Here is a 25,168-nt window from a genome sequence, read left to right as displayed (position 1 = left end):
CTTCTGGATGGAAATCAACAACGAGGATAACGAATCCAGCCATGATGGATGATATTCATCAAAGTAGGGGCCACAAAGCGCCTGGAAAAAAGCTATGTGGACTATCTGTGCATTCACTTCTGTAGCAACAAAGACGCCGCGCTTTACAGACTATTTGATGCCTTTTTTTGTGGCGGCAATCCCATTGCTACTCATCATTTTTAGCTTTCTTACTTCGCGATTTAGCGCTGCTGTATAAATGCTGTGCGATTGACTCACGCTGTCGAATTAAATAATTCCACAAACTGAGGGTTCTGCACTAATTTCGGATGTTTAGCTTACTCCCTCTAATTTATAAGGTGTGCTTAAACCTGCCCATGACTTAGGTTGCTTGCAATCAAAGCTCAAACAAAACGAAAATCTGCGTTCTACTCAATGCGATGCAGAATTCAATTTTAGAGGCTTCTGCCTGTGTAGCTCTTTTAGAGCTTTCTCACTTTACATTTATTTCAAGAAAATTCCCCAGCAGGCATTTTTTTTAAATTTAACATTTTCACCACCTGAAAATATCAAGAAATCAACCCTTAAATGTCTTTCAGCTTAATTTAATAAAATTAGAAATTTGTAATATTTACACAAAAAATCATGGATTTTTTACGCGTTCAGTACAGTGCATTCTAAAGATAAACGTCCTCCAGACTTTGACCTACCTCTTTAAATTTCTTGCAGGTAGTACTACCCTTTGGATAATCAATCAGCTCACGGACATCACCCTTAACCTAATAAGTGAATGCAGAAAATAGGGTTTTTAGTTTTCGTCACAGCTCTTTGCAACGGATTTCCACACTATGAGGAAACGAAGTACAAGTACTTCGGTAAGATTATAAAAAAAGATGATGTCAACAGCCCAAAATGTTAAAAAATACTTATTAATATATCCTCAAAAAAATTCAAACTTTTATTATTCCAGAGGGAATTCTAACGTAAAGCAAGTGGTATGACCTTCACTCTTAACAAAGACACGACCTTGGTGTAAATCCATAATCGTTTTCACAATCGCCAAACCCAATCCACCAGAGTCTGCTGCTTGACTGCGTGAAGGCTCACAGCGGTAAAAGCGGTCAAATAATTGTGGCAAATGCTTGACATCTATGTCTGGCCCTTGGTTACAGACATGCAACAGACAGACGCTGGTTGTGTGAAAGCTGCTCAGCACAATAGCGCTGTGCGCATCTCCATAGCGTAGGGCGTTGGCAACCAAATTGGCCAGCGCTCTGCGTAGCAAACTACTATCGGCCCACACTTGCCCATGCATCTCCACTTGGATGGTCATGTATTTCTCCTGTGCCATCCCCTCGAAATAGTCCGCCAGCTGTGTCCCTAGCGCAGCCAGATCTAACGTCTGCCGCTGCAAAGGAGTAGATGGATGTTCAGCACGGGCCAAAAACAGCATGCTGTCAATCATGCGGGCCAGGCGCTCATATTCTTCTTGCTGGGAAACAAGACGTGCTTCGTGCTCGCTGACTGTGCGACTTTGGCTCAGCGCCCACTGGTTGTGCAGCATAAGGTTATGCAGTGGGGTACGGATTTCGTGGGCCAAGTCTTCTGAAAATTTAGATAAACGGGCAAAGCCTTCCTCCAAACGCTGCAGCATCGTGTTGAGCGCCTGTGTCAGCCCTTGTAGTTCTGCAGGATATTGCGCACTGGGCAAGCGAATGGCCAGTTGCTGGGGACCAATCGCTTGTGCTTGCTCGCTCAATCGCTGCAAAGGTCGTAAACCACGACGCGCCACTTCCCAACCCACAGCAAACGCCAGAGCCACTCCGAGCAACCAAGCCCCCCCTAGATCACGCTGGTAGGTCTGTAACATTGCTGAGCGTTCAGCCAGGAGTCGGCCCGCGATCACGGTCAACATCTGATCATCCACACGAAGCTGTGCCCAGGCGAGGCGCGACTTGTAGGGCGCCGAAGTGGTGAGCAGCTGCACCTGCGGCAGGGCAGTGCTTTCCGTGCTGCCGAAAGACTCCTCCGTGCCCTTCGTCACCGCTTGAGAAGGCTGCGCTGCTGTTTGAGCTACTGAGAGTTGCGCAGGTAGCTTCGGCAAGGCAATGTGCGTAGGGTTGACCTCCAAGAGCACTTGATCTTGCGCGCTCAGAATCCACAAAATATTATCGTTATTACCCAGCATATTGGCATAAATTTGTGGAGTATGAATCAATGTTTCCAAACTTATGTCACTGTGCAGCAGTTGTTGAATACGATCAATTCGACCAATTAAGGAAATATCTTCACGGTGTGCAATTTCTTTTTCCAAACTTTGGTAAATGTACAATCCCATGCCGAAAAATAATACTGCGCTGGTGCATGCAAATAATAAAGCCAAGCGCAGCCGCAAGCTAATTTTGCGCAGGGAATGCTTCATGCTCAGCCCTCAATCCGATAACCCATGCCACGCACAGTTTGGATCAGCTTGCACTCAAAGCCATCGTCCACCTTGGCGCGCAGTCGGCGTATAGCAACATCAACCACATTGGTATCGCTGTCAAAGTTCATATCCCACACTTGAGAAGCAATTTGGCTGCGCGAAAGCACCTGTCCCTGGTGCTGGACCAGTAAATGCAGCAAAGCAAATTCTTTGTTAGTCAGGTCAACGCGTTGGCCTGCACGTTGTACGCGGCGCTTTAGAACATCAATTTGCAAATCTCCAAGCGTTAAAAACTCTTGGGGACGCAAAGGAGCCCTACGCAGCAATGTGCGCACGCGTGCGAGTAACTCTGCGTATGAAAAGGGCTTGACCAAATAGTCGTCACCGCCTAACTCCAGCCCCTTGACACGGTCTTCGACACTGTCGCGTGCAGTCAAAAAAAGCACTGGCATGGCGCTGTTCGCGCGCAGTCGCTCCATGAGGTTCCAGCCGTCGATACCCGGGAGCATGACATCCAAAATTAATAAATCAAAATCGCCAGACTGCGCTAAAAATAAGCCGTCGATTCCGTTGTGGCTCACACTGACTTGATAGCCTGATTCATTCAAGCTTTTTTGTAAATATAGAGCTGATTTGACCTCATCTTCAATAATTAATATTTTCATAGCATGAATTATCGCTGCACTCAGAAAACATTACACATTTTACTGAGTAAGATGACAAAAAAGTAATCTGCGCGCAATGACGCTGTTAATTCCCCCCCCCGAAAATAGAAGCTCAGCATTGTTCGTGGGTATGCCAAGGGTGGTGCGCTGTCTATGCAAGCCATGAGCAGCAGGAGCTACGGATGTGGGCCCTCTGCGGTACCTGAAGGCTGGAACTTTCTTTACTTTACTTCTTGAAACTGTATGACTAAGCGACGCGTAACTTCTTCGTTCCCACATCATGCTGCCAGTGAGATTACTCCAGCCTCTGTGGCTGCAGATCGACGCAATGTATTGAAACTCTTGGCTGCGGGGGGCGCAGGCCCCGTGGTCGCAGCTTGGGCTGCCCGTGATGCAAAGGCCTCGATGGTGCAAGCACCAGGAAAATTTGCGGCATTGGCAGGGCATAAAACCAAAGTGGCAGGGGCTACGCTCAATACCGAACTCACACCCTATACCCACGCAGCGGGTTACAACAATTTTTATGAATTTGGTTTGGACAAGAGTGATCCTGCACGCTATGCCAGTGCTATGACACTGCGGCCATGGCAAGTACAAGTAGAGGGTTTGGTACATAAGCCGGGAGTATGGGATCTGGATGATTTACTCAAGCTCAGTCCTATGGAAGAGCGCATTTACCGTCTGCGCTGTGTCGAGGCCTGGAGCATGGTGATTCCCTGGGTGGGATATTCGCTTTCGAAACTGATTGAGCGGGTGCAGCCCATGGGTAGTGCCAAATATGTAGAGTTTGTGACCCAGGCTGATCCTCAAACAATGCGGGGCCTGCGCAGTGGCGTTCTCGACTGGCCATACACCGAAGGGCTGCGTCTGGATGAAGCCATGCACCCACTGACGCTGTTGGCGTTTGGCATGTATGGTGAAGTGCTGCCTCACCAAAACGGCGCCCCAGTGCGGTTGGTGGTGCCATGGAAATATGGTTTTAAAAGTGCCAAAAGCTTGGTCAAAATCCGCTTTGTCGAGCACATGCCCGCTACCGCCTGGAACAAAGCAGCACGCCATGAATATGGCTTCTACTCGAATGTGAATCCTGATGTACCCCACCGCCGCTGGAGCCAAGCGCAAGAACGCGTGATTGGCCAAGGTGGTTTATTTGCCCCTAAACGTCGAACTGAACTGTTCAACGGCTATGCGGAGCAGGTTGCGCAGTTGTACACCGGCATGGACTTGCGCCGTAATTTCTAATGCTGCGCAACACATTGAACCAAGCGCTGCTGCATACCAGTGCCAAGCCCTTCTTATGGCTGTTGTGCTTGACCCCTTTGGCCAGTTTGGTGGGGCAACTGCTGCTGAATGCACTGGGCCCAAACCCAGCTGAAGCATTAATCCGAAGTACGGGCGACTGGGCATTGCGGGCGCTATGCGTAGCACTGGCAGTTACTCCCCTGCGCCTATTTTCTGGCCTTACTGGATTAGCACGCATGCGTCGCTTACTAGGCTTGTTTGCCTTTTTTTATGCGCTGTTACATGCTGTCAGCTACGCTGGGCTGGATATGGAGTGGAAATGGGCAAGCATCTGGGGCGACGTATTGCAGCGTCCCTTTGTTTTGGCGGGTTTGTTAGCGATGGTGGTGTTGCTGCTGCTAGCACTGACATCACCCAAAGGAATGCTTAAAGCCATCGGCGCCGCACGCTGGCAGCGACTACACCGTACCGTGTATGTGGCAGCTTGGTTGGCAGTGCTTCACTTTTATTGGATGCGCTTAGGCAAAAATAATCTAACAGAGGTTTTTTATTATGGATCTATTGTTTTTTTATTACTATCCAGCAGAATATATTTTTCTTGGAGAAAAAATTATTTAGGAAAATTTTTCAAGCCAAATAAATAATATTATTTATATCAGTCCAATGAATCAATATGCAGATAATTATTAATCACAGCGATATAGTAAAATAGCATGATTAAAAATAAAATATCTGACTAATTTAGATTTATATTGATGAATTAAGTAGATCAGTCAGTTTCTCTATTGCGGCCAAGCACTCTATGCCTTCAAAGAAAGCGGCCGCAATCAATTCATCATCGCAACTTAAGACAGTGCTTCTATCCGGGGCCAGTTCACCTCTGGCAAACTTTCAAACGCGGGTTTCGCGAAAAAATAACCTTGGAAGTAGTACACCCCCATTGCTTGCAAAGTTAGAAACTCAGATTCAGTTTCAACGCCCTCTGCAATGACCTCAATCGACAGTGCCTTGCAAACGCCTAAGATGCCTTGCACGATGGCTTGGCGCACAGGATTACTCCCGATATCTCGCACCAGCTCCATGTCCAGCTTAATAATGTCAGGCTGAAACTCCGCCAGCAAATTGAGTCCAGAATATCCAGCGCCAAAATCATCAATCGCAGTTTTGAAACCCCTGCGGCGGTATTCCTGCATGATACGTTTCAAGTGGTCTTTGTCTACCACACGTTCATTCTCTGTAATTTCGAAAATGAGTTGATGGGTGGGAAACTGGTGTTCGTTTGCTGCTTCCAAGGTTTTACGGATACATGCAGCAGGCTCATACACCGCATTGGGCAGGAAGTTGATGCTCACGTGGCTCTTGATACCCAAACGTGCAGCCAAACTCACCGCCTGGACACGGCAGGCTTGATCAAACTGGTAACGGTTATCTTCCGTCACTTGGCTAAGAATTTGCAGAGCACCACTGCCATCTAGCCCTCGTACCAATGCCTCGTAGGCAAAAATGGTGTTGGTACGCACATCCACAATCGGCTGGAATGCCATGCTGAATGCCAATTCGAGTGGCGCACGATCATGGCATTTTTTACAAGGCGGAATGGATGTGTTTTGAATGGGTGGAATCATATAAAAATGCCGTGTCGGGCAATATCAGCTTGGCTGAGTGTAACAATCGGTTCTAGCCTGACATTAATACGGGCCCACCTTTTTGCAAAGCACGTTGGTACGCTGGCCTGGCCTGCATACGTTGGCAGTAGGCTTGCAAATAGGGCGTGGTTTGCTCACCTCCGCGCGCCAACAAAGCTTCTACAGCGAAGCTCATCTGGAAATCTGCCATCGTCAGGTGCTCACCAGCAAACCATTGGTGCTGCTCGAGGTGCTTTTCTATGAACACCTGCGCAGTCTGCACGTTTGGCAACACCAATTTTTTGTGTACCTGAGAGCATAGTGCTCGAGCAATAGGCCTGACAAAAAAAGGCATTGGCTGGCGTGGAATGCTGTCAAACACCAGCTTCATGACCAACCAATTCATGAGTGAGCCTTCTGCATAGTGCATCCAAAAGCGGCATTGCCGATAAGCCTGTGTGCTGCGAGCTGGCTGTAAATGGGAGAGGTCTGAAGGGGCCTGTGTGCCATAAGTTTCGACCAGAAACTCAATGATGGCGCCAGACTCTGCTATCACTAACTCGCCATCGGTAATTACAGGCGACTTACCCAGGGGATGAATTTCTTTCAACGCAGGTGGTGCCAACTTGGTTTGCGGATCACGCCGATACATTTTCAAGGTATAGGCCACACCCAACTCTTCCAGTAGCCACAGTATGCGCTGTGAACGCGACATCTCTAAATGGTGCACTGTCAACGCCATAGCATCAGTCTTTCATGGTTTGCTGGAAGCTGTTGCAGACCCAGCGCGACGCAGCCAGGCCATACAACGTCCGAGCAAAGGTAGCTTTTCGTACAGTTCTTCGGCTGTGTCCCAATAATCACGGTGCTCCAGCACCAGGCCTTGCGCATTCAACTGCAACAAGGTCCCGCCTCGGATGCACTGCGGCACGCCTTTGCGCCAGCGACGCATGCGAAAGTGGAATTCCCAAGCCAAGAAGGCTTGCTGGCCTTGCACCAACTGCTCCGTCACGACAAAGCGAGGAGCCTCCACGGTCGTGAACATGTGCGCAAAGACCTTCCGAATATTTTCCAGCCCACGCACATCATTGAAGGGGTCTTTGAAATGCGCGTGCGGGGCGTAACAAGTGTGCAAGCTGTTGAGCCGCTCTGGGGTGAGCTGCTCATACAACTGCACCACCCGTTGCACACCGGCCTCAACCTCCGGAGAAATCACAGAGTTGTGCTGCATAAGACTCACAACCCTGTCATGCGGTGCACCAGCGCAAAGTACCAGCGATAGGGCAGCACCCGCAACAGCTGCAACCAGGCTGTAAAGCGGCGTGGAAAATGAATTTGGAAGGCCCCACGCTGCCAACCCTGGAGCATGGCTTGTGCTGCCTGCGCTGGTGTCAGCAGCGCAGGCATGTGGAAGTCATTCTGTGCGGTCAATGGCGTGGCTACAAAACCCGGGTTCACCACACTCACTGCTACCCCCTTGGGGCGCAAATCCAGAAACAGTGTCTCCGCCAGATTGATCAAAGCGGCCTTGGTCGGGCCATAGGCCAAGCTCTGCGGCAGTCCACGCAAGCCAGCTACGCTGGCCACCAAACTGAGGTGGGGTGAGCGGCCATCGCGCGCTGCGCTCAGCATGGCGGGCACCACCGCAGCAACCACATGCAAAGCCCCGGTCTGGTTCACTTGCTGGTGGCGCAACAACTCATCCAAATCCATCGCATCGGCACGCATAGGCTTGTAGTGGCCTGCGCAATAGCACACCAAATCCAAACCACCTTGCGCATTCAGTTGCTGCGCCGCATGTTCCACGGCCTCGCGATCCGTCACATCCAGAGGCAGCGCCTGGCTCCCGGGGTGCTGCGCCACAAACTCCATCAAAGGCGCTTGCTGCCTGGCAGAAATAATCACTTGCGCTCCCCGCGCATGCAGCGCTTCTGCCAGCGAGCGGCCAATGCCTGTGGAAGCGCCAATCAGCCAGACGCGCTGGCCTTGCCAATTGGTAATGCGAGGGTTGAGCGACATAGGCCTTCTCTTTAAACCTTGGTGAATGAAAGCAATACTTCGCCCAAGCGAATGCCAAACTTACTCATGGTGGCGCGATTGAGCATGACGCGGTCATCCATCAAAAACATCCAATCATCAAATTGCACTTCGTACACACTGCCGTCCACAGGCAAGCGCAAGGTGTAATTCCAGCGGAAGGCGTTGCCAGAGGTTTGCCCCTGCGCCTCACCCACCACATCATCGGCCCGCCCGGTGTAGCGCCCGTCGGCATGCTTGGTCAAACGCCATACGCGGCGCTCGGTGCTGCCATCCGAATAGCTAAAGTGCTCATCCAGCACGCCCTGGTTGCCTTCCCAGTGGCAGTCCATGACCACAGTAAAGCGTCGGGCTACGGCACCATCACGTTTTTGAAAAATGCCGTGGGCCAACACACGGCCATTGAAATAGCGGTCCAGCTCCAGGACCGGTTTTTGCTGCACATAGTCACTCACCTGCGGGCCTGCACACCCTGCTAGCGTTGCCACACTTGCCAGACCTGCTATCAATAAAGTACGACGTTGGTTCATGATGGATACCTCCTGTCCGATGCCGGTAAAGACTCCCGGCGGATTAGCAACACATACAGCAACAGCGCTGCCAGTAATTTGAGCGCACAAGGCACCAGGGCATAGGCCCACGCCAGATGCTGCAACGCGTGTTCATCTTGACTGCCTGGTGCATAGCCAAGCCACTGCAGCAGCGGCAATACTGCGCCCGCAGCCAGCGCCAGGTTGAGCTTGGTGGCCAGGCTCCACCAGCCCAAGTAAGCCCCATCGCGGCTACCCTGCGCACCTTGGCGCTCAATCAACCGCGCTAACAAGGCGCCGGGTAAGGCCAGGTCCGCACCTAAAGCCACACCTGTCAGTGCACAAATTAGGGCAAAGGCTGGAATCTGCCCTGTACCCAAACCTGCAGTCCAGGCAAAGCAGACCACGGCCAGCAACATGCCCAATAACCAACTCCGGGCCAGCCCTAAATGGCGCACCACGCGCAGCCACAACGGCATAGAGGCCGCAGCGCATATGAAATACAGCACCAGAAAAACCGCAGTAGCTTCTTCACTGGCACGCAGCCGGTCTTGCGCAAAAAACAGCATGAGGGCGGCAGGGATGGCACTGGCAATACCGTTGCTCATGAACACGGCCAACAACCGCCGAAACGCAGGTTGCGCCAAAGGTTGCCACACCGAGATCGCAGCTTGCGGCGAGCCACGCAAAGGAACAGGCTGTGGCGCACGCCACCACAGCGCCCACCCCAAGAACAAGGCCACACCAAATACAGCCAGCATGGCCTTAGGCCCCCAAACAACCGACAAACCCGAAGCCGCAATCACGCCTGCCAGCCCCAGGCCCTCGCGCCAAGCCACAATCCGACTGCGCAGCAAATCATCGCCTCCCAGGCGTACCCCCCAAGCTTGGTGAGTAATTACCAGCAGACTGTGGGCCATACAGGTCAGCAGCAAGCCACTGACCAGCCACACCGCCAATCCGGCGTCCTCCGTCACTGCCGGAAAAAACAAACCCGTCATGCCCAGCCATTGAAACAGTGCCGCAGCGCCACCCACCAGCCACACTGCGCGGGCTGCTCGGGCAAACAATGCATCGCTGGCACGCCCCAGCCAAGGTTCGACCACGGCATCCACCAGTCGCACTGCCATCAGCAAAGCCCCCACGGTGGCGAGCGACAAGCCAAAACTGCGCGCATAGTGATTGGGGAGCACCACGTACAAAGGCAGTGCAGCAAAGGCCAGTGGAAAGCCCAGCAAGCCATAGGTCAAGCCAGAGCGCCAGGGCAGCGCATCTGGCGCGGATGCATCAGGGGTGCTCATGGCGCCACCCTACCAAGACCTGCCAGCAAGGCACTGCGCAAACCAGGCTCTGAAGTTTGTGGCGACAGCCAGATACCAAAAAAGTAGCGTGCCAACTCAGGGTCATTGACCGTGCCCAGGGGTTGGCCCCCCCGCCACAGCTGCATCCCTTGGCCAGGCAGGTACAAGCCCGTGAGCTTGTCGCCTGGCTGCACGTCAGGCAACCACTGCGCCAACTCTTGCGTCCAGCGGTGGGCTAATTCTTCACCCAACCTGCGCTGGCGCTGCATTTCTTGGACAGAGCGCTGCGCAATCGCTTGTCCCGTGAAAGCGCGGTGGTAAATCAGCTCCAGCGCCAAACGGTGTTGGCCAAATGCTTGCGCATCGAATTCTGGGCCTACCCATAAGAGTGCATCGTAAATCCGCAAACCCAAAAAGCGCATTTGCCCTTGTCCTGCCAGACGTGGCTGCAGCACCGCCTGCTGTACCGCAGCCGATGGGGCGGTCTCTGGCGTGGCGTGAGCCACTCCAGTCGGGACAGCCCCCCAGACTGCACATGCCACACTCCATTGCAACAGCACACACTTCAATGAATAAATTCGGTGTTTAAGCATATGCAACCTACCTTAGAAGCTATGGTTTTAGATGCAGCGTGTCAGATCCATCACGTCTGAGCTGTCTGTAACTTGGTGATGCGCGCCGCAGTGGCATTGCGCAGCGTTGCAGGGGTCAGTGCTGGTGCAGTGCCCTGCAAACGATGCGCTGGCAAGTGGCGTGATTCATAAGCACTGTCCACCCCCGTTAAGCGAAATACGCGTACCGCGGCCCCCAGCTGCGCGGCTTGGTGGCGCAAAGCTTGGGCTGCAGCGGCACTTTGTTCCACCATGGCAGCGTTTTGCTGCGTGGCCTGGTCCAGGTGCGCCACTGCGCCCCCCACTTGTGCAATACCTTGTGTCTGCTCGGCCGTGGCACGACTGATGTCAGCAATCAGACCTGCCACGCGCTGCGCTTGGGCAACGATATCGGTCATGGTCGTGCCTGCATCATTGACCAGTTGCGTGCCCTGCTCCACCTTGGCCACGCTGGTTTCAATCAAGGCTTTAATTTGACGCGCAGCATCTGCGCTGCGCTGCGCCAAAGCGCGCACCTCGCCGGCCACGACGGCAAAGCCACGCCCCTCTTCACCGGCACGGGCGGCTTCCACCGCAGCATTCAGCGCCAAAATGTTCGTCTGGAAAGCGATCGAGTCAATGACGCCAATAATGTCTGCAATGCGGTAGCTGCTTGCGCTGATGTCTTCCATGGTGTGCACCACCTGCGTCACCACCTCGCCCCCCTTGTGCGCTGCGTCGCTGGCAGATGCAGCAAGCTGAGCGGCTTGGCGGGCTGTATCGGCATTGTTTTTGACCGATGAGGTCATCTCCTCCATCGAGGCAGAGGCCTGCTGCAAATTGCTCGCTTGCTCTTCGGTGCGCTGCAGCAAACCCGCATTGCCTGCCGCGATCTCATCGGCACCTTGCGTTACCGCATTCGAGGCATCACGCACCTTGTCCACCACCTGAGCCAGGCTGGTCTGCATCGCTCCAAGTGATGCGAGCACACTGTCTGACTGAGCACGTGCAACACCAGCCACGGGATGCAAATCACCCTGCGCCACCTGGCGCGCCACCTGCGCCAAAGCGTTGGGTTCCGCCCCCAATTGGCGCACGATGCTGCGGGCCACGCCCCAGGCAACGGCGGCGCTCAAAATCAGTGCCAGCGTCAGGGCGGTAAACATCACGCGCAAAAAGCCACTGGCTTCTTCCATGGCATTTTGGTTAGTGGCCTGAATGTGCTTTTCTTTGAAATCAATCAAACGGTTGATCGACGCCAGCCATTGCACATACTGCGGTTTGGCCTGGCTCCAGAGGGTGTCCACTGCCGCTGCATTGCCCTCACGCACTTGTTCAATGATGGTGTTGGTCGTGGTGACTGCTTGGCTTTCGGCCTTTTTTATGTCGGCATACAAGGGGTGAACTTCCGGACTCACGCCTGGCAATTTCAGCAATGCCTCCAGTGACTGGGTCGACTGGGCATAAAAGTCTGCCAGCGCTGCGATGGTGGCAACTTCTTTGGCACGCTCGTTGGGCGTTGGACTGAACACCAAGTCGCGCACAGCGATTGAGCGGTCATGGGCGGAGCCTCGAAAGTTGATCGCATTGCGCTGAACTTGGGAGTAGATGTCTGAATTAGCACGCAAAGCGCGCTCGATACGATCCACCTTCACCACAGCCACACCTGTAACCACCACCAGCAACGCAACGATCAAGCCAAAGCCTACATACAGGCGGGCTGCGACAGTCATTCGTGAAAAAAACATAAGGTTTCCTAAAAAGGATCTGGGCACACCATCGGTACAGCGCCGAACACAGCGTCGTGTATGGCGCTATTTTTTCGTCACACCGCTCAAGGGAGCGGCTGTCAGTCTTTCACCAGCGTGTACTGCACCACGTCAATATTGCGCATGCTGAAAGCCGCCTCGCAGTACGCCAAATAAAACTCCCAGGTGTGCAAAAACCGGGTATCAAAGCCTTGCATCAACACCTGACCTCGCTGCTGCACAAAGCGCTGATGCCAGCGTCGCAGGGTCTCGGCATAGTCTTGGCCAAATGCAAATTCCTCCTGAACACGCAGGCCTGCACGAGCAGCCTCTTCGCGAATACGCGACGGACTGGGCAAACACCCCCCGGGGAAAATGTATTGCTGGATAAAGTCCGTGCCCTGGATATAGCGGTCAAACAGTGTGTCGTCGATCACAATGGCCTGAACACAGGCTTTGCCGCCCGGCTTGAGCAAGCGGTGCATATGGCGAAAGTAAGTGGGCCAGTACTCCTGTCCCACCGCCTCAATCATTTCGATGGAGCAAATGGCATCGAAGGAGGCATCTTGGATATCTCGGTAGTCTTGCAAGCGCAAGTCGACGCGTTCTTGCACACCTGATTTCTCCATCCGTTGCTGGCCATAGGCAAGCTGCTCGATCGACAGCGTTACACCCACCACATCGGCTTGAAACTCTTTCGCAGCCATCTCTGCCAGCGCACCCCAGCCGCAACCGATCTCCAGCACACGTTGGTGAGGTTGCACGCCTGCACTGCGCAATGCACGGCGCACTTTGGCGTGCTGGGCCTGCGTAAAGTCACCGTGCAGATTGCCCTCAAACCACGCCGAGGAGTAGTTCATGCTCGGGTCCAACCACAGCTGATAAAAGCTGTTGCCCAAGTCATAGTGCGCATGGATGTTTTTACGGCTGTTGGCTTTGGTATTGCGGCGCAGCACATGACGCAGACGGTACGCCAAACGCCCCCACCAAGAGCCGTACACCAACGATTCCAGAGACTCGCGATTGGCCAGCAGCAGGCGAAACAGATCCGCCAAATGCGGCGTCGTCCAGTCTTCATCGATATAGCTCTCTGCCAAGCCAATATCGCCAGAGCGCATCACGGCGTGAAACACATTCCAATTGCGCAAGCGCATGGCGGCAGAAGGCGAACTGTTCGAGCCATAACGCAGCTGGCGTCCATCAGGGAGTTCCAGCAGCAAACTTCCATGGCGTATACCTTGCAGCAAGCGCAGTCCTGTGCGCACAAAAGCAGGGAGGTCCGTAGGTAAGGCGGCAGTGGCGGATGTGGGTGCTGTGGGATGCATGGTCTTTAACGGAGCGTAGAAGATCGGGAAACCGACTGCAAAGGCGGCTGCGGCTTGCTGTAAAAAGGCACACGCTTGAGCCACAACCGCAGCGCATGCCAATGGATGCGCACAGTGACCACGAGCGTCATCAACGGGTAGCGCCACAGCGCATACCGGCGTGCAGAAGCGTTCAGCGGCTGCAAGCGCCCCCCTACGCCTGTCAGCAGCAGTGGTCCATGCGTATCGTCATAGTCCACGCGCACGCTGACAGCGCCCAAGCCGTGCTCGCCGGTGCGCTTAAATTCAAACCGGTAACCACCCTCAACGGGACAAAAAGGGGAAACGTGGAAGACCTTATGCGCCATCACTTCCTGACCATACTGGGGCCGATCCAGTACGTAGGTGTGGCGCTCACCAAAGGTATTGTTCACCTCAGCAACAATTGCACGCAAACTGCCGTTGCTGCGCTGGCAGTACCAAAAGCTAACCGGCTTGAAGCTATAGCCCCAAACACGTGGGTAGCACTGCAGCCAGATTTCACCATCCGCATCGAAAATGCCTTGCGCATGTAGCACCTCTTCCAGCCATGCCAACGCACCGCCTTGTGCAGCGCCGCGACCGTCTCCGTGGTCACTGTCCCGAAAACCCAGTACGCCAAGGCGATTGAATGCCAAAACACCCGCAACTAATGGCTGTCTTTGCAAGGTACGCATAGGCAGCATCAGAAAAAAAGTGGGATATACAAAACGATGCACACGCGGGCGCAAACGTTGATGTCGGACGTAGCCAAATCCGATCAGCGGTACGTCACATGGTGACGCTGGTTTGACTTGGTTCATGCCGCCTGCCTCTCAAGCACTGTGAGTTGCGCACGCAACAAACTTTCCGCTGCTGCGTACCCAGACTTCAATCCGTCCTCATGGAAACCGTAACCAGTCCAGGCCCCACAGAACCATGTGCGCTGATGACCTTGGATTGAGGGAATCAGGGCTTGCGCCCGTATCGCTTCCAGATCAAAAACGGGGTGTGCATAGTCAATCTTTGCCAACACCTTGGATGCATTAATTTCTCGAGCAGGGTTCAGCGACACCACCACCGGCTGCGCAAAAGGCAAGGGTTGCAGTCTGTTGAGCCAGTAGTGCAAACACACGCGCGATGACTCACGTGACGCCGAGGGTGCACGCTCATAATTCCAAGCCGCCCAAGCTGCTTTGCGCTTGGGCATCACAGATGCATCCGTGTGTAAAACGGCCACATTCGGCTGGTATTGGATAGCACCTAAAACACGCTGCTCTTGTGCTGTGGGCTTATCCAGCAACTGCAAAGCTTGATCGCTATGCACAGCCAGTACAACCGCATCGAAATGCTCGGTTTGGCCAGCGATGTGGATCTCCACGCCATGTGCATGGCGAACAATACGCTCTACCGCAGCGTTCAACCGCACTTCAGGTAACTGGCGAGTGATCTGCTGCACATACTGCCTTGCACCTCCAGGGATCGTCCACCACTTGGGACGCTTGTTTATCTGTATCAAGCCATGGTTGTGACAGAAGCGAATCATGGTGGCCACTGGAAATTGCAGCATTTGATCTGTGGGGCAACTCCAGATGCAGCCCAGCATCGGCAAAAAATACCAGTCACGAAATTCGTTGTCGAACCTGTGTGTCTTCAAAAAATCAGCCAACGGCTGCGTCAATACAGCTTCTTCGTTGGCCTCAGCAATACGAGTGCAAAGCTGGTTAAAGCGCAAAACCTCGCGGAGCATGCGCCAAAAACGGGGTCTCAAAAGATTGCTGCGCTGCGCAAACACCGTTGCCAAGTTTGAGCCGCTCCATTCGAGTGCACCACCCAGCCAGCCAGCCCTTGGCACCTGCACAGAAAAAGACATATCTGTGCACACCGTCGGAACTTTTAAGCTCGCCAGCAGCGAAATCAGCGCAGGGTAGGTGCGCTCGTTGAAGACCAAAAAACCCGTATCGACACCATGCGTCACAGGCCTGCCCTGCGGATCTGGCAGGGTGACATCTACGGTATTGGTGTGCCCCCCGAAATAAGAACCTGCTTCCAGCAAGGTCACATGCGCATGCTTGTTCAAACTAAAAGCTGCCGCTAAACCTGAGATACCAGAACCAATCACAGCTACTTTCATAAGTCACCTTGTGTTGTGCGAACGCTTTTTCAACAAAAATCTGTATAACCTCCATGTAATGTAATAGACAAAAGCATATTTGTCTTAGACAATTTAAACTATTGCCCAACGCTGATGTTGACTATTGCCCTTCGCGATACAGCACCACTTCTACGCACAATGACATCATCTTTGCCAAACGAAATACATGGTGCTTTACCTATCACCGCTGTTGAGCGCGAAACGGGCATCTCCAAAGACACACTACGTGCATGGGAAAAGCGCTATGGTTTTCCTCAGCCTCTGCGGGATGCGGCCGATGATCGCCTGTACCCCCTCGATCAGGTACAACGTCTCAAACTTATTCGCCGCTTGTTAGATGCGGGGCACAGACCAGGCAAGGTAGCTCATCTCAGCAATGAATCAATTTACGAACTATTAGACAAAATTCCTGATTTGTCCAAGACAAATAAAAAAGCACCAGCTCCTTCAGAAGAAATCAGAAGGCTGCTGAGTGCCATCGAGTCTCACCACACCGCCCTACTGCGCGATGACCTGCAACGCACCCTGATGCGCAAAGGGTTAGGGGCATTCGTGACAGAGGTGGTTGCACCGCTGACGACTGCAGTGGGGGAATCTTGGGCACAAGGCAGGTTTGAGGTGTTCGAAGAGCACCTGTACACAGAGGTAGTCACCAATGTCTTACGTAGCAGCCTGGGCAATCTAAAACACTCCGAACTGAGCAGAAGTCCCAAGGTGTTGCTCACCACGTTCCCTCAAGAGATGCATGGCCTAGGCCTACTCATGGCGGAGGCGCTGCTCACATTGGAAGGCTGCGAGTGCATCTCTTTGGGTACCCAAACACCGATTACCGACATTGCCCGTGCTGCTCATGCCCATCAAGTGGACGTTGTCGCTCTCAGTTTCAGCAATGTGCACAGCCAAGTCAGCGTTCAAAGCAGCCTGCGCGCACTGCGTAGCGAGTTGAACGCTGCCACAGGCATATGGGTTGGTGGGTCGTGTCAGGCGCTGTACCAGAAACACTGGGAAGGCATTACTGCCATGCAAGCGCTGCACGGCATACCAGCGCTCGTGACCCAGTGGCGCGAGACACGATGAACGATTGATCTTCTGGCTCCAAGCACCACTAGCTTTTCAACAAATTGCAATTCACGATGTCTGAACGGCCTGCTAATTCCCCAACCCGCGCCTTAGTCTGGCTGAGGCGTGACCTCCGCTGGGATGACAATGCGGCACTGTTTCACGCGTTGCGCCGCTTTGATCAGGTGTTCTGCGTCTTTGTCTTCGACACCGAAATCCTGGATGCACTCTCCAATCGGTATGACCGGCGTGTTGAATTCATTCACGCCAGTGTGCTGCAACTTCACGAAGAACTGCAGGCTCTGGGCGATCGCAGCGGGGTGCCGGGTGCAGGCCTGATCGTGCGTCACGGCTCGGCAGCAAGCAGCATTATCGAGCTGGCCCGGGCCTTAGGCGTGCAAGAAGTACTGGTCAATCGTGACTACGAACCTCAAACAGTTGCACGCGATAAACAGGTGAAAGAGCTCCTGCACAGCGCTGGGATCGGATTCAGTGACTACAAAGACCAAGTGCTGCTAGACCGCAGCGAGGTACTGACCCAGCAAGGCCATCCTTACAGCGTTTTCACACCGTACAAGCGCGCTTGGCTCCAAAAGCTGGACGACTTCCAGCGCAAGTCCTACCCCGTAGCGCGCTATGCACACCATCTGGCAGCCTTAACTCTCCCCACTGATATCCCCACGCTGGAACAACTGGGCTTTATCGCCACCAATTTGCAAACATTGCCACTGCCTATGGGGCTGCGTGGCGCCCAGCAGCTACTCGCCAACTTTCTGCCCCGCATGACTGCCTACAAGGAGGCTCGTGACTTTCCGGGACGCAAAGGCGTGTCTTATCTTTCTGTGCATCTGCGTTTTGGCACCATCTCGATCCGCCAACTCGCTCAACTGGCACACAAGCAAGCAGAGCTGGGTGACGAAGGCGCGCAAACTTGGCTGTCTGAGCTGGCATGGCGTGACTTTTATTTCATGATTTTGTGCCACCACCCTCATGTCGTCAGCCAATCATTCCGCCCGGAATATGACCGAGTCCAATGGGATGAAGCGCCCGAACTGTGGCAAGCGTGGTGCGAAGGTCGCACCGGCTATCCACTTGTGGACGCCGCTATGCGCCAGTTACTACAGACCGGTTACATGCACAACCGACTGCGTATGGTGGTTGCCAGTTTTCTCACCAAGGATCTGGGGATTGACTGGCGCCGGGGCGAACGCTTCTTTGCCGAGCACCTGAATGATTACGACCTGGCCGCCAACAATGGTGGCTGGCAGTGGGCTGCATCCACTGGGTGCGATGCACAGCCATGGTTCCGCATCTTTAACCCGGTTACACAGTCGGAGCGCTTTGATCCAGAGGGCCACTTTATACGGCGATATGTCCCCGAACTGGCCGAGTTGCCCACCAAGCACATCCACTTCCCTGCTGCAATGCCGCCCCTGCAATTGCAGGGCTTCGGTGTACGACTAGGGCAGGACTACCCTCTCCCCGTTGTGAATCACACCGCCGCACGTAAGCGCACCTTGATGCGCTTTCATTTTCTAAGTGCTAAAGAGGCTTGACGTGTAAAACGCAACCATGGCCAGTGCCCCATCTTTATCGGCTATACCGCGCCCACATCGAAGTTCATCATGACATTACACCCACCTGCTTCACCCTGGCTTTATCGACTCTCTGCAACACATTGCTTCCTGATCATGCTCTTGGGTGTAGCGGCCCTGCTTGCAGGCTGCGCCAGCAGCACGCCACCCGCAGGTATGCAGGTCGTTAACGGATTCGATGTGAAGCGCTACCAGGGTCGCTGGTATGAGATTGCCAGGCTCGACCACTGGTTCGAGCGTGACATGACTGATGTATCTGCAACCTATCTTCCACAGTCAGATGGCAGCGTACAAGTCATAAATCGTGGGCTGCGCGGCCCTTCAGGTCAGTGGAAAGAAGCCATTGGCAAAGCGCTATTCACCGGCCCCTCAAATAAAGCATCACTGAAAGTGTCTTTCTTTGGCCCGTTTTACGGTGGGTACCACGTGGTAGCGCTAGACCCCAACCACCGTTGGGCATTGGTGGTAGGCGAAAACCGCAGCTACGCTTGGATTTTGGCCCGCGAGAAATCCCTGCCGCGTGAGAGTTTGGACGCCATCGTGCAACGCGCTCAAGCCTTGGGCATTGATACCCAAGCTTTCATCTGGGTCACCCATACAAATACCGACCCTGCTCACCAGCCTTAATCTCCATGACCATCTCTACCAAGCACCCCAAGGACAACCCTATCGCCATCATCGGCGCTGGTATGGCAGGCCTGTCGTGCGCACATTTTTTGTCCCTAGATGGGCATAGCGTGCATGTGTTTGACAAAAGTCGCGGCCCTTCTGGACGCATGAGCACACGACGCAGCAACGACAACCTGGTTGACTGGCAATGTGACCACGGAGCTCAGTATTTCACTGCGAGGGATATTGATTTTCGCAAGCAAGCCGCTGAGTGGGAGCAAGAGTCCGTCGCAGCACCGTGGCAAGCTCGTATCGGCACACATGATGGACATGGCTTCAAGCTGCAAGCCAGCAAGTTGGAACGCTTCGTCGGGACGCCCCGCATGACCTCGCCCGCCGCGCACATGGTGCGCAGCATGCAAAAGCTGCCTAACCCTGTTCGCTTTCAGTGGCAAACCACCATTCAACCGCTGCACACATCTGCATGCGATGAACCAGGTTGGTCACTGCACAGCCCTGAAAATGGCGCAGAACTACCGCGTTACCAGGCAGTGCTCATAGCAGTTCCCGCACCCCAAGCCGTGCCACTCGTTGCAACAGTTTCACCGGAAGCAACTACGCTTTCGCAGAGTATCCGTATGCGAGCATGCTGGTCGTTAATGGTCCGCTGCCCTCAGCCTGTGCCTCTGCCCTTGGATGGTTGTTTTATTGAAAACAGCCCGCTACGCTGGATAGCGCGCGATAACAGCAAGCCTGGCCGCGGCGGCCCTGAAACTTGGCTTTTACACGCCAGCCACAGCTGGAGCCAAGCACATGTAGATGACGAGTTGCAGACTGTCATAACAATGCTGCTACAGGCTTTTACGCAGTTGGGAGGGCCAACACCAACCAGCGTAAAAGCTACGGCTCACCGATGGCTGTATGCAGACAGCGTTTCACCAGCCAATGTGGGGTGTTGGTGGGATCCCCAAGCAGGCCTAGGGCTGTGCGGAGACTGGCTACAAAGTGGCACTGTGGAGGGCGCATGGCTCAGCGGCCGCAATCTCGCCCAACAGGTTCACTCGTCACTACGCTGCAATACTGCGCAAGCCAACTGCATCTCACTATCCGCCATAAGGTGAATCACCATAAATGGCCCTGCCAGTACTGCATCTGGTATTTCATAGCTGCAATAAATGGATCTATTGGCATCGCTAGGCAGCGAGATTGCATCAAGTATCGCGAGCGCCCTGCCCCTGAATAGACTGCTCGTGTTACTTGATAGGGGTGACACCCAGATCAGCTATGAGCACGCCAACTATTCCTCACTATCTGACCAAGGAGAAACCTATGCGAATCCTGCTGACTGGCGGAACTGGATTGATTGGACGGGCACTGTGTCAGTACTGGCAACGGCAAGGCCATGAACTGTGGGTTTGGAGCCGCGAACCCAACAAAGTGGCCCAACTTTGCAGCGGCGCACACGGCATTTCAAGCTTGCAAGAACTTCAGCAAACGCCGTTAGATGCAGTGATAAATCTTGCTGGAGCGCCGATTGCCGACCGCCCTTGGACGGCTGCTCGCAAGCAAGTTCTCTGGAGCAGCCGCATTGATCTGACGCGCACCCTCGTTGACTGGATGAAGCAGCAGCCCCAGCCACCCAAAGTACTTCTATCGGGATCTGCCGTGGGCTGGTACGGCGATGGCGCTGAAGCTTTGCTAGATGAAAGCAGCCCTGCCGGAGCGGCAGATTTTGGCAGCCAGTTATGTATTGCTTGGGAGCAAGAAGCCGAGCGCGCCAATCTCTTCGGAGTTCGTGTGGTGCTGCTGCGCACAGCACCAGTGTTAGCCCCCCAAGGCGGCATGCTAGCGCGACTGATACCTCTTTTTAAGCTGGGGCTTGGCGGCAGATTGGGTGATGGCCAGCAATGGATGCCCTGGATACACCTTGAAGATCAGGTCAACCTGATTGACTTTCTTCTCAACCATGAGGAATGTCGTGGTCCATTCAATGCCTGCGCTCCGCAAGCAGTGCGCAATATCACCTTCACCCAGACACTTGCCCGCAGTTTGCACAGGCCTGCCTTGCTCCCTGCACCCGCTTGGGCGCTGCGTCTAGCACTTGGAGAAATGTCCGTGCTGCTACTCGGTGGACAACGCTTACAACCACAACGTGCGCAGACAGCAGGATTTACTTGGCGCTACGGCAATCTCCAAGAAGCACTGCATCAACTACTATCTCATAAGTAATTTTTCTATCTTTATGGCTCTTGCTTGAAGGGACTGGCGGCCTGCAATTGCTCGACATAGCCATCTACGGCAGCGGTCTCCCTTCGCAAAAAATCAGCGATCGCTGGGGCGAAGCGCTGGTCTGCAACGTAGTGCGCAGAATAGGTGGTAACTGGCAACAAACCTCGCGCCATCTTGTGCTCCCCCTGCGCCCCACCTTCAAACACTTGCACATTATTGGCAATGCAATAGGCAATTGATTGCATGTAGCAAGTTTCAAAGTGCAGCCCTTTGACAAACTCTTGGGCACCCCAATAACGCCCATACAAAGTGCTGCCCCCACGCACGTTCAACGCACATGCCACCGGCACTCCTGCACGATCGGCCAATATAAGCACAAGATTCAGTGCCTCTTCCTGATGTGCACGCTGAAAGAAGTCTTCCGTCAAATAGGGCTGGGAATGGTGCTCCTCATAAGTTTGCACGTAGCACGCATAAAAAAATGCCAAATGCTCTGGCAAAAGCTCTGGGCCTTCTAGCCAACGATAGGTGATGCCAGCTGCGGCCACGTATTTGCTGTCTTGCCGCACTTTCTTACGCTTGTCCTGAGAAAGCTTGGCCAAAAAACTTTCCGTTCTGTCATAACCCTGATTTTTCCAATGGAACTGCACGCCTTCACGCACCATGAAGCCCGCTTGCTGCAAAGCAAAAATATCCTCCGATTGGACAAACAATACGTGTACCGATGAAGCTTGGGATTCCTCACACAGTTGACGCAAACCTTGTGCTAAAACTTGGCGTGCCTGGGGATTCGCAGCCAGTAACCGTGGCCCCTGCACTGGGGTAAATGGCGAAGCCACCAGCAGCTTGGGGTAATAGTCCAAGCCATGTTGCGCGAATGCTTGGGCCCACCCCTGATCAAAAACATACTCGCCCCGCGAATGGGTTTTGAAGAAACAAGGGGCCGCGCCTACTAGCTCACCCTTGTGATGCAACAGCAGATAGCGTGGATACCATCCATGTCGTTCATGCACACAATTCGTCTCTTGCAACAGGCGCAAGTAGTGATAGCCCACAAAAGGGTTGCCTGCAGCCAAGTTTTGCCAGCGCTCGGTGGCAACTTCATTGAGCGTATCAACGATAGAAAGTGTGTATGCAGTGGAATTCATGTGGCTCTGTCAACAAACGGCCTGCGCAAAGGCGCGTTGTTGAAAATGCCTCCACGGGCCAATACAGCAAACTGGGAAATTAATAGGCATAGCCGCAGTCTTTCAGCTGCAGCCAATCCACCAGCATATCCATGTGTGAGGCAAATTTTTGATCCAATTATTGCCCTAGATACCGTCTGCAAAAATTCAAAAGAATCATTGTCAGCAAGGATTCTTTTCAACCGTTTGAAGAGACGCTTACCGTTGTACCCAGGCAGTGTGCGAGCTCCAGCAAGTTCCTGTCTTGCCCCCGCTTTGCCACCACCATCAGCCCAACAGGCAACTCGTTGGCCGCACGCGGCAAAGGCAATGAAGCTGCGGGCACATCGTAAAAATTAAACACTGAAGGATTGCGCAGCACCAGTAAGTTCGCTCGGTTGAACGCATCAGCATCCTCCAAACTCTTGATCAAAGGGGCAACCACGGGCACCGTGGGCAAAATCAATAGGTCGAAATCTGCAATCGCGGCATCAAACGCTTTTTGCAGCTGCCCGCGTGCTTGCTGGACAGCGACGTAATGCGAGGCTGGAATGGTTTGACCGCGCGTGATACGCGCCTTTACCAAGCCATCTAACTGCGCATCTTTGCCACTGGCAAACAGTGCCTGGTGAATCTGTGCTGCTTCGCACGCAATCAGAGTCCCGGCCTCCTGCAGCTGAAAAGGGGCGGCGATGAGTGCATCCAGATCCGCATCGATCAGCTTGACACCACGATTTTCCAGTCTTTGGAGCGCTTGCTCAAATGCAAGCAGCACGGCTTGATCGGCCTGCGTAAAAAGCAAACCACGGGGGATGCCGATGCGCAAGCCCTCCAGCCTGCGCGCTTGCAAAGGCACCCATTTTTCACCGGCTAAAACGCTGTCTGCCTTTGCACAGTCAAGCACATTGGCAGCCAGAGGCCCCACCGTGTCGAGCGAATAAGACAGCGGGAATGCCCCTTCCCGCGTTACGCGCGCTTGCGTGGGTTTAAAGCCGGTCACGCCATTCAGTGCAGATGGAATGCGCACAGAGCCCCCGGTATCAGAGCCAATCGCAATTTCACACATACCGCGCGCTACCGCGACCCCTGCGCCTGACGACGACCCACCAGGAATGCGGGTGACATCCTTGGCATTTCCCGGAGTTCCATAGTGTGGATTGATACCAATACCGGAAAACGCGAACTCCGTCATATTTGTCTTACCGATGATGACCGCCCCTGCGGCACGCAAGCGCTGTACAACGACCGCATCTTGCGCTGCCGCTGGCGCATCGCACATGACTTTGGAGCCTGCCGTGGTGGCTTCACCAGCCACGTCGAACAAATCTTTGATCGAAACGATTCGTCCATCTATAGGACTCAAAGAAATTCCGAGTGCTGCGCGGGCATCGGCCGCTACGGCTTCTGCGTGCGCCGATTCCGTATAGACCTTCGTAAAAATTCGAGCACCCTCGTCGCCAGCCGCTGCAATTTTTTGTAGCGCCGTTTGGGTACGCTGAACACAAGTTTGAGACATAGCGACAAACTCTATCACGCGACTTCGGTCGAGATTTCAACCGGATTGCGGTGACGCCAAAAACGCCCGCTTACCGGGTCATGCCACAGCATCCCCAAACTTGGACAGGGGCGCAGCCCCCCCCGTTAGCTACCGCCGCCGCACAGGCCATCACACCATCTTGGGTGAATGCACCAGCATGCTTCCGAATCAAGCTATGGAGTGTGTATAGCGATGACATGGCTTCATCATGGTGGAGCTGCAGCACCGCGTTTTCCCGAAGCCAAGAGCGCGCAATCAGTGCACGAGTTCGTGCACACAAGATTTCTCGCATGCCTGAATACGCAAAACTCACATCGGCAAAGATAGATAAACCGTCTATCGTCGGCGGTTATCCGATGAACACTGCCACTTGGCTGGCAAAACAGCGAGTGATTGATGATGGAATTGCGCCAACTGCGCTACTTTGTGCGTGTAGTAGAACTGGGCTCCATGAGCCGCGCTGCCATGGAACTGAACATGGTGCAGTCTGCGCTGAGCCAGCAAATCAGCCGACTAGAAGGTGAGCTCAGCACCCGGCTACTGCAACGCAGCAGCAAAGGCACCACCCCTACCGAAGCCGGGTTGGCCTTTTTCCACGAGGCCCAGCTCACGCTGCGGCACGCCGAGCAGGCCATCCACGCGGCACAACTGGCACGGCTGTCGGGGGCCGTGAGCATTGGGCTGTCACCCACAATTGCCTCTGTGCTCGGCCTGCCGCTGATGCAGGCCATGCGCCAGCGCTACCCCGAGGTGCGCCTGCACATGGTGTCGGCGCTGTCGGGCCACCTCACCAGCCTGCTGAATGCGCGCCAGCTGGATCTGGCCATCCTGTTCGATGCGCAGAGCGCCCGCCGCTGGAGCGTACAGCCGCTGCTGGAGGAAAAGCTCTACCTGATCCAGTCCAAGCGCAGCCCAGTGTGCCCGCACACGGCCACCACCACCATGGCGCAGATGGGCGGCGTGCCACTGATCCTGCCCTCGGGCAGTCACGGGCTGCGCAACGCCATCGTCACCGCGTTTGCCCATGCGGGCCTGCCGTTGAACATGGCGCTAGAAATTGACGGCCTGCCACTGCTGATGGAGGCCGTGATGGCAGGTATGGGTGCCACGGTACAGCCCTGGTCGGCCGTCAAGCTGCACCACGCCACGCAGGGCGAATTTCTGTGGTCGGAAATCGTGGACGGCCAAGTGCGCCGCCCGGCCATGCTGTGCGGCCTGTCGGAAGATGAGCTATCACCCGCTGCGCTGGCGGCCCGCGTGGTGCTGCGCGACTGCGCTGAACAGTTGGTGACCAGCGGCACCTGGGCCGGTGCCACGCTGAGCCATCACAAAAACTGATACCCCCATTCCCTGC

The 25,168-nt window shown here is 54.2% G+C and carries 23 protein-coding genes; 8 read left to right on the top strand and 15 right to left on the bottom strand.

Annotation, left to right across the window (positions count from 1 at the left end):
- Positions 1-940: 940 nt before the first annotated feature.
- Entirely contained in the window at positions 941-2,401 is a 1,461-nt protein-coding gene (locus B3R00_RS10525) for a heavy metal sensor histidine kinase (protein WP_286998971.1), read from the bottom strand.
- A gap of 2 nt (positions 2,402-2,403) precedes the next feature.
- Positions 2,404-3,069 carry a heavy metal response regulator transcription factor gene (locus tag B3R00_RS10520; RefSeq protein WP_286998970.1) on the bottom strand — a complete coding sequence of 222 codons (666 nt, stop codon included), beginning with the start codon at positions 3,067-3,069 and terminating at the stop codon, positions 2,404-2,406.
- A 243-nt stretch (positions 3,070-3,312) separates the two neighbouring features.
- On the opposite strand from B3R00_RS10520, the gene msrP reads away from it, so the two are divergent.
- The gene (gene msrP, locus B3R00_RS10515) at positions 3,313-4,311 is read left to right on the top strand and encodes a protein-methionine-sulfoxide reductase catalytic subunit MsrP (protein ID WP_286998969.1); all 999 of its coding nucleotides are present in this window, start codon (positions 3,313-3,315) and stop codon (positions 4,309-4,311) included.
- Positions 4,311-4,955 (top strand): sulfite oxidase heme-binding subunit YedZ, encoded by a 645-nt coding sequence (locus B3R00_RS10510; protein WP_286998968.1) that lies wholly within the window; start codon positions 4,311-4,313, stop codon positions 4,953-4,955. Before msrP ends, B3R00_RS10510 begins: the two co-directional genes overlap by 1 nt.
- A gap of 201 nt (positions 4,956-5,156) precedes the next feature.
- Here the strand turns inward: B3R00_RS10510 and B3R00_RS10505 are convergent, their stop codons facing one another.
- The 11 genes from B3R00_RS10505 to B3R00_RS10455 all read right to left on the bottom strand — a co-directional run bounded on the left by B3R00_RS10505 (position 5,157) and on the right by B3R00_RS10455 (position 15,598).
- The gene (locus B3R00_RS10505; RefSeq protein WP_286998967.1) at positions 5,157-5,936 is read right to left on the bottom strand and encodes an EAL domain-containing protein; all 780 of its coding nucleotides are present in this window, start codon (positions 5,934-5,936) and stop codon (positions 5,157-5,159) included.
- Positions 5,937-5,988: 52 nt separating this feature from the next.
- The gene (locus B3R00_RS10500; protein WP_286998966.1) at positions 5,989-6,678 is read right to left on the bottom strand and encodes a glutathione S-transferase family protein; all 690 of its coding nucleotides are present in this window, start codon (positions 6,676-6,678) and stop codon (positions 5,989-5,991) included.
- A gap of 12 nt (positions 6,679-6,690) precedes the next feature.
- Entirely contained in the window at positions 6,691-7,167 is a 477-nt protein-coding gene (locus B3R00_RS10495) for a nuclear transport factor 2 family protein (RefSeq protein ID WP_286998965.1), read from the bottom strand.
- A gap of 5 nt (positions 7,168-7,172) precedes the next feature.
- Positions 7,173-7,955: an SDR family NAD(P)-dependent oxidoreductase gene (locus B3R00_RS10490; RefSeq protein ID WP_286998964.1), complete on the bottom strand. Its 783-nt coding sequence runs from the start codon at positions 7,953-7,955 to the stop codon at positions 7,173-7,175.
- Positions 7,956-7,966: 11 nt separating this feature from the next.
- The gene (locus B3R00_RS10485) at positions 7,967-8,503 is read right to left on the bottom strand and encodes a DUF3833 domain-containing protein (RefSeq protein ID WP_286998963.1); all 537 of its coding nucleotides are present in this window, start codon (positions 8,501-8,503) and stop codon (positions 7,967-7,969) included.
- Positions 8,500-9,804: an MFS transporter gene (locus tag B3R00_RS10480; protein WP_286998962.1), complete on the bottom strand. Its 1,305-nt coding sequence runs from the start codon at positions 9,802-9,804 to the stop codon at positions 8,500-8,502. Before B3R00_RS10480 ends, B3R00_RS10485 begins: the two co-directional genes overlap by 4 nt.
- Positions 9,801-10,310, bottom strand: coding sequence for a chalcone isomerase family protein (locus B3R00_RS10475; RefSeq protein WP_286998961.1), 510 nt, complete (start codon positions 10,308-10,310; stop codon positions 9,801-9,803). Before B3R00_RS10475 ends, B3R00_RS10480 begins: the two co-directional genes overlap by 4 nt.
- A gap of 137 nt (positions 10,311-10,447) precedes the next feature.
- Complete coding sequence (locus B3R00_RS10470; RefSeq protein WP_286998960.1) at positions 10,448-12,142, bottom strand: methyl-accepting chemotaxis protein; 1,695 nt, start codon at positions 12,140-12,142, stop codon at positions 10,448-10,450.
- A gap of 101 nt (positions 12,143-12,243) precedes the next feature.
- A complete protein-coding gene (locus B3R00_RS10465; protein ID WP_286998959.1) occupies positions 12,244-13,467 on the bottom strand; it encodes an SAM-dependent methyltransferase in 1,224 nt (407 codons plus the stop codon).
- A gap of 5 nt (positions 13,468-13,472) precedes the next feature.
- Positions 13,473-14,288, bottom strand: coding sequence for a DUF1365 domain-containing protein (locus B3R00_RS10460; RefSeq protein WP_286998958.1), 816 nt, complete (start codon positions 14,286-14,288; stop codon positions 13,473-13,475).
- Positions 14,285-15,598 carry an NAD(P)/FAD-dependent oxidoreductase gene (locus B3R00_RS10455; protein ID WP_286998957.1) on the bottom strand — a complete coding sequence of 438 codons (1,314 nt, stop codon included), beginning with the start codon at positions 15,596-15,598 and terminating at the stop codon, positions 14,285-14,287. Before B3R00_RS10455 ends, B3R00_RS10460 begins: the two co-directional genes overlap by 4 nt.
- Before the next feature lie 159 nt (positions 15,599-15,757).
- Between B3R00_RS10455 and B3R00_RS10450 the strand changes: the two genes are divergently transcribed.
- The 5 genes from B3R00_RS10450 to B3R00_RS10430 all read left to right on the top strand — a co-directional run bounded on the left by B3R00_RS10450 (position 15,758) and on the right by B3R00_RS10430 (position 21,111).
- A complete protein-coding gene (locus B3R00_RS10450; protein WP_286998956.1) occupies positions 15,758-16,696 on the top strand; it encodes a MerR family transcriptional regulator in 939 nt (312 codons plus the stop codon).
- 56 nt (positions 16,697-16,752) lie between these two features.
- On the top strand, positions 16,753-18,234 hold the full coding sequence (locus B3R00_RS10445) for a cryptochrome/photolyase family protein (RefSeq protein WP_286998955.1): 1,482 nt from the start codon (positions 16,753-16,755) through the stop codon (positions 18,232-18,234).
- A 135-nt stretch (positions 18,235-18,369) separates the two neighbouring features.
- Positions 18,370-18,900 (top strand): lipocalin family protein, encoded by a 531-nt coding sequence (locus tag B3R00_RS10440; RefSeq protein ID WP_286998954.1) that lies wholly within the window; start codon positions 18,370-18,372, stop codon positions 18,898-18,900.
- Between the two features lie 5 nt (positions 18,901-18,905).
- Entirely contained in the window at positions 18,906-20,003 is a 1,098-nt protein-coding gene (locus B3R00_RS10435; RefSeq protein WP_286998953.1) for an NAD(P)/FAD-dependent oxidoreductase, read from the top strand.
- A gap of 208 nt (positions 20,004-20,211) precedes the next feature.
- Entirely contained in the window at positions 20,212-21,111 is a 900-nt protein-coding gene (locus tag B3R00_RS10430; RefSeq protein WP_286998952.1) for a TIGR01777 family oxidoreductase, read from the top strand.
- An 11-nt stretch (positions 21,112-21,122) separates the two neighbouring features.
- Here B3R00_RS10430 and B3R00_RS10425 read toward each other — a convergent pair whose 3' ends face one another.
- Positions 21,123-22,259 (bottom strand): GNAT family N-acetyltransferase, encoded by a 1,137-nt coding sequence (locus tag B3R00_RS10425; RefSeq protein WP_286998951.1) that lies wholly within the window; start codon positions 22,257-22,259, stop codon positions 21,123-21,125.
- Between the two features lie 217 nt (positions 22,260-22,476).
- Entirely contained in the window at positions 22,477-23,793 is a 1,317-nt protein-coding gene (locus B3R00_RS10420; RefSeq protein WP_286998950.1) for an amidase, read from the bottom strand.
- Between the two features lie 420 nt (positions 23,794-24,213).
- Between B3R00_RS10420 and B3R00_RS10415 the strand changes: the two genes are divergently transcribed.
- On the top strand, positions 24,214-25,152 hold the full coding sequence (locus B3R00_RS10415; protein WP_286998949.1) for a LysR family transcriptional regulator: 939 nt from the start codon (positions 24,214-24,216) through the stop codon (positions 25,150-25,152).
- The last annotated feature ends 16 nt before the right edge of the window (positions 25,153-25,168 follow it).

It is taken from the genome of Comamonas sp. UBA7840 (assembly GCF_002501455.1).
Classification (GTDB): domain Bacteria; phylum Pseudomonadota; class Gammaproteobacteria; order Burkholderiales; family Burkholderiaceae_C; genus Comamonas; species Comamonas jiangduensis.
The sequence above is the reverse complement of the archived record's forward strand: the minus strand, read 5'-3'. Positions and strand labels throughout refer to the sequence as shown.

Bases quoted from the DNA above. Each gene is read 5' to 3' on its own strand.
- B3R00_RS10480 (WP_286998962.1), bottom strand. From the start codon at position 9,804: ATGAGCACCCCTGATGCATCCGCGCCAGATGCGCTGCCCTGGCGCTCT.
- B3R00_RS10430 (WP_286998952.1), top strand. From the start codon at position 20,212: ATGCGAATCCTGCTGACTGGCGGAACTGGATTGATTGGACGGGCACTG.
- B3R00_RS10450 (WP_286998956.1), top strand. From the start codon at position 15,758: ATGACATCATCTTTGCCAAACGAAATACATGGTGCTTTACCTATCACC.
- B3R00_RS10460 (WP_286998958.1), bottom strand. From the start codon at position 14,288: ATGAACCAAGTCAAACCAGCGTCACCATGTGACGTACCGCTGATCGGA.
- msrP (WP_286998969.1), top strand. From the start codon at position 3,313: ATGACTAAGCGACGCGTAACTTCTTCGTTCCCACATCATGCTGCCAGT.
- B3R00_RS10440 (WP_286998954.1), top strand. From the start codon at position 18,370: ATGCTCTTGGGTGTAGCGGCCCTGCTTGCAGGCTGCGCCAGCAGCACG.
- B3R00_RS10415 (WP_286998949.1), top strand. From the start codon at position 24,214: ATGGAATTGCGCCAACTGCGCTACTTTGTGCGTGTAGTAGAACTGGGC.
- B3R00_RS10420 (WP_286998950.1), bottom strand. From the start codon at position 23,793: ATGTCTCAAACTTGTGTTCAGCGTACCCAAACGGCGCTACAAAAAATT.
- B3R00_RS10510 (WP_286998968.1), top strand. From the start codon at position 4,311: ATGCTGCGCAACACATTGAACCAAGCGCTGCTGCATACCAGTGCCAAG.
- B3R00_RS10455 (WP_286998957.1), bottom strand. From the start codon at position 15,598: ATGAAAGTAGCTGTGATTGGTTCTGGTATCTCAGGTTTAGCGGCAGCT.
- B3R00_RS10490 (WP_286998964.1), bottom strand. From the start codon at position 7,955: ATGTCGCTCAACCCTCGCATTACCAATTGGCAAGGCCAGCGCGTCTGG.
- B3R00_RS10445 (WP_286998955.1), top strand. From the start codon at position 16,753: ATGTCTGAACGGCCTGCTAATTCCCCAACCCGCGCCTTAGTCTGGCTG.
- B3R00_RS10520 (WP_286998970.1), bottom strand. From the start codon at position 3,069: ATGAAAATATTAATTATTGAAGATGAGGTCAAATCAGCTCTATATTTA.
- B3R00_RS10470 (WP_286998960.1), bottom strand. From the start codon at position 12,142: ATGTTTTTTTCACGAATGACTGTCGCAGCCCGCCTGTATGTAGGCTTT.
- B3R00_RS10435 (WP_286998953.1), top strand. From the start codon at position 18,906: ATGACCATCTCTACCAAGCACCCCAAGGACAACCCTATCGCCATCATC.
- B3R00_RS10425 (WP_286998951.1), bottom strand. From the start codon at position 22,259: ATGAATTCCACTGCATACACACTTTCTATCGTTGATACGCTCAATGAA.
- B3R00_RS10465 (WP_286998959.1), bottom strand. From the start codon at position 13,467: ATGCATCCCACAGCACCCACATCCGCCACTGCCGCCTTACCTACGGAC.
- B3R00_RS10500 (WP_286998966.1), bottom strand. From the start codon at position 6,678: ATGGCGTTGACAGTGCACCATTTAGAGATGTCGCGTTCACAGCGCATA.
- B3R00_RS10485 (WP_286998963.1), bottom strand. From the start codon at position 8,503: ATGAACCAACGTCGTACTTTATTGATAGCAGGTCTGGCAAGTGTGGCA.
- B3R00_RS10525 (WP_286998971.1), bottom strand. From the start codon at position 2,401: ATGAAGCATTCCCTGCGCAAAATTAGCTTGCGGCTGCGCTTGGCTTTA.
- B3R00_RS10505 (WP_286998967.1), bottom strand. From the start codon at position 5,936: ATGATTCCACCCATTCAAAACACATCCATTCCGCCTTGTAAAAAATGC.
- B3R00_RS10495 (WP_286998965.1), bottom strand. From the start codon at position 7,167: ATGCAGCACAACTCTGTGATTTCTCCGGAGGTTGAGGCCGGTGTGCAA.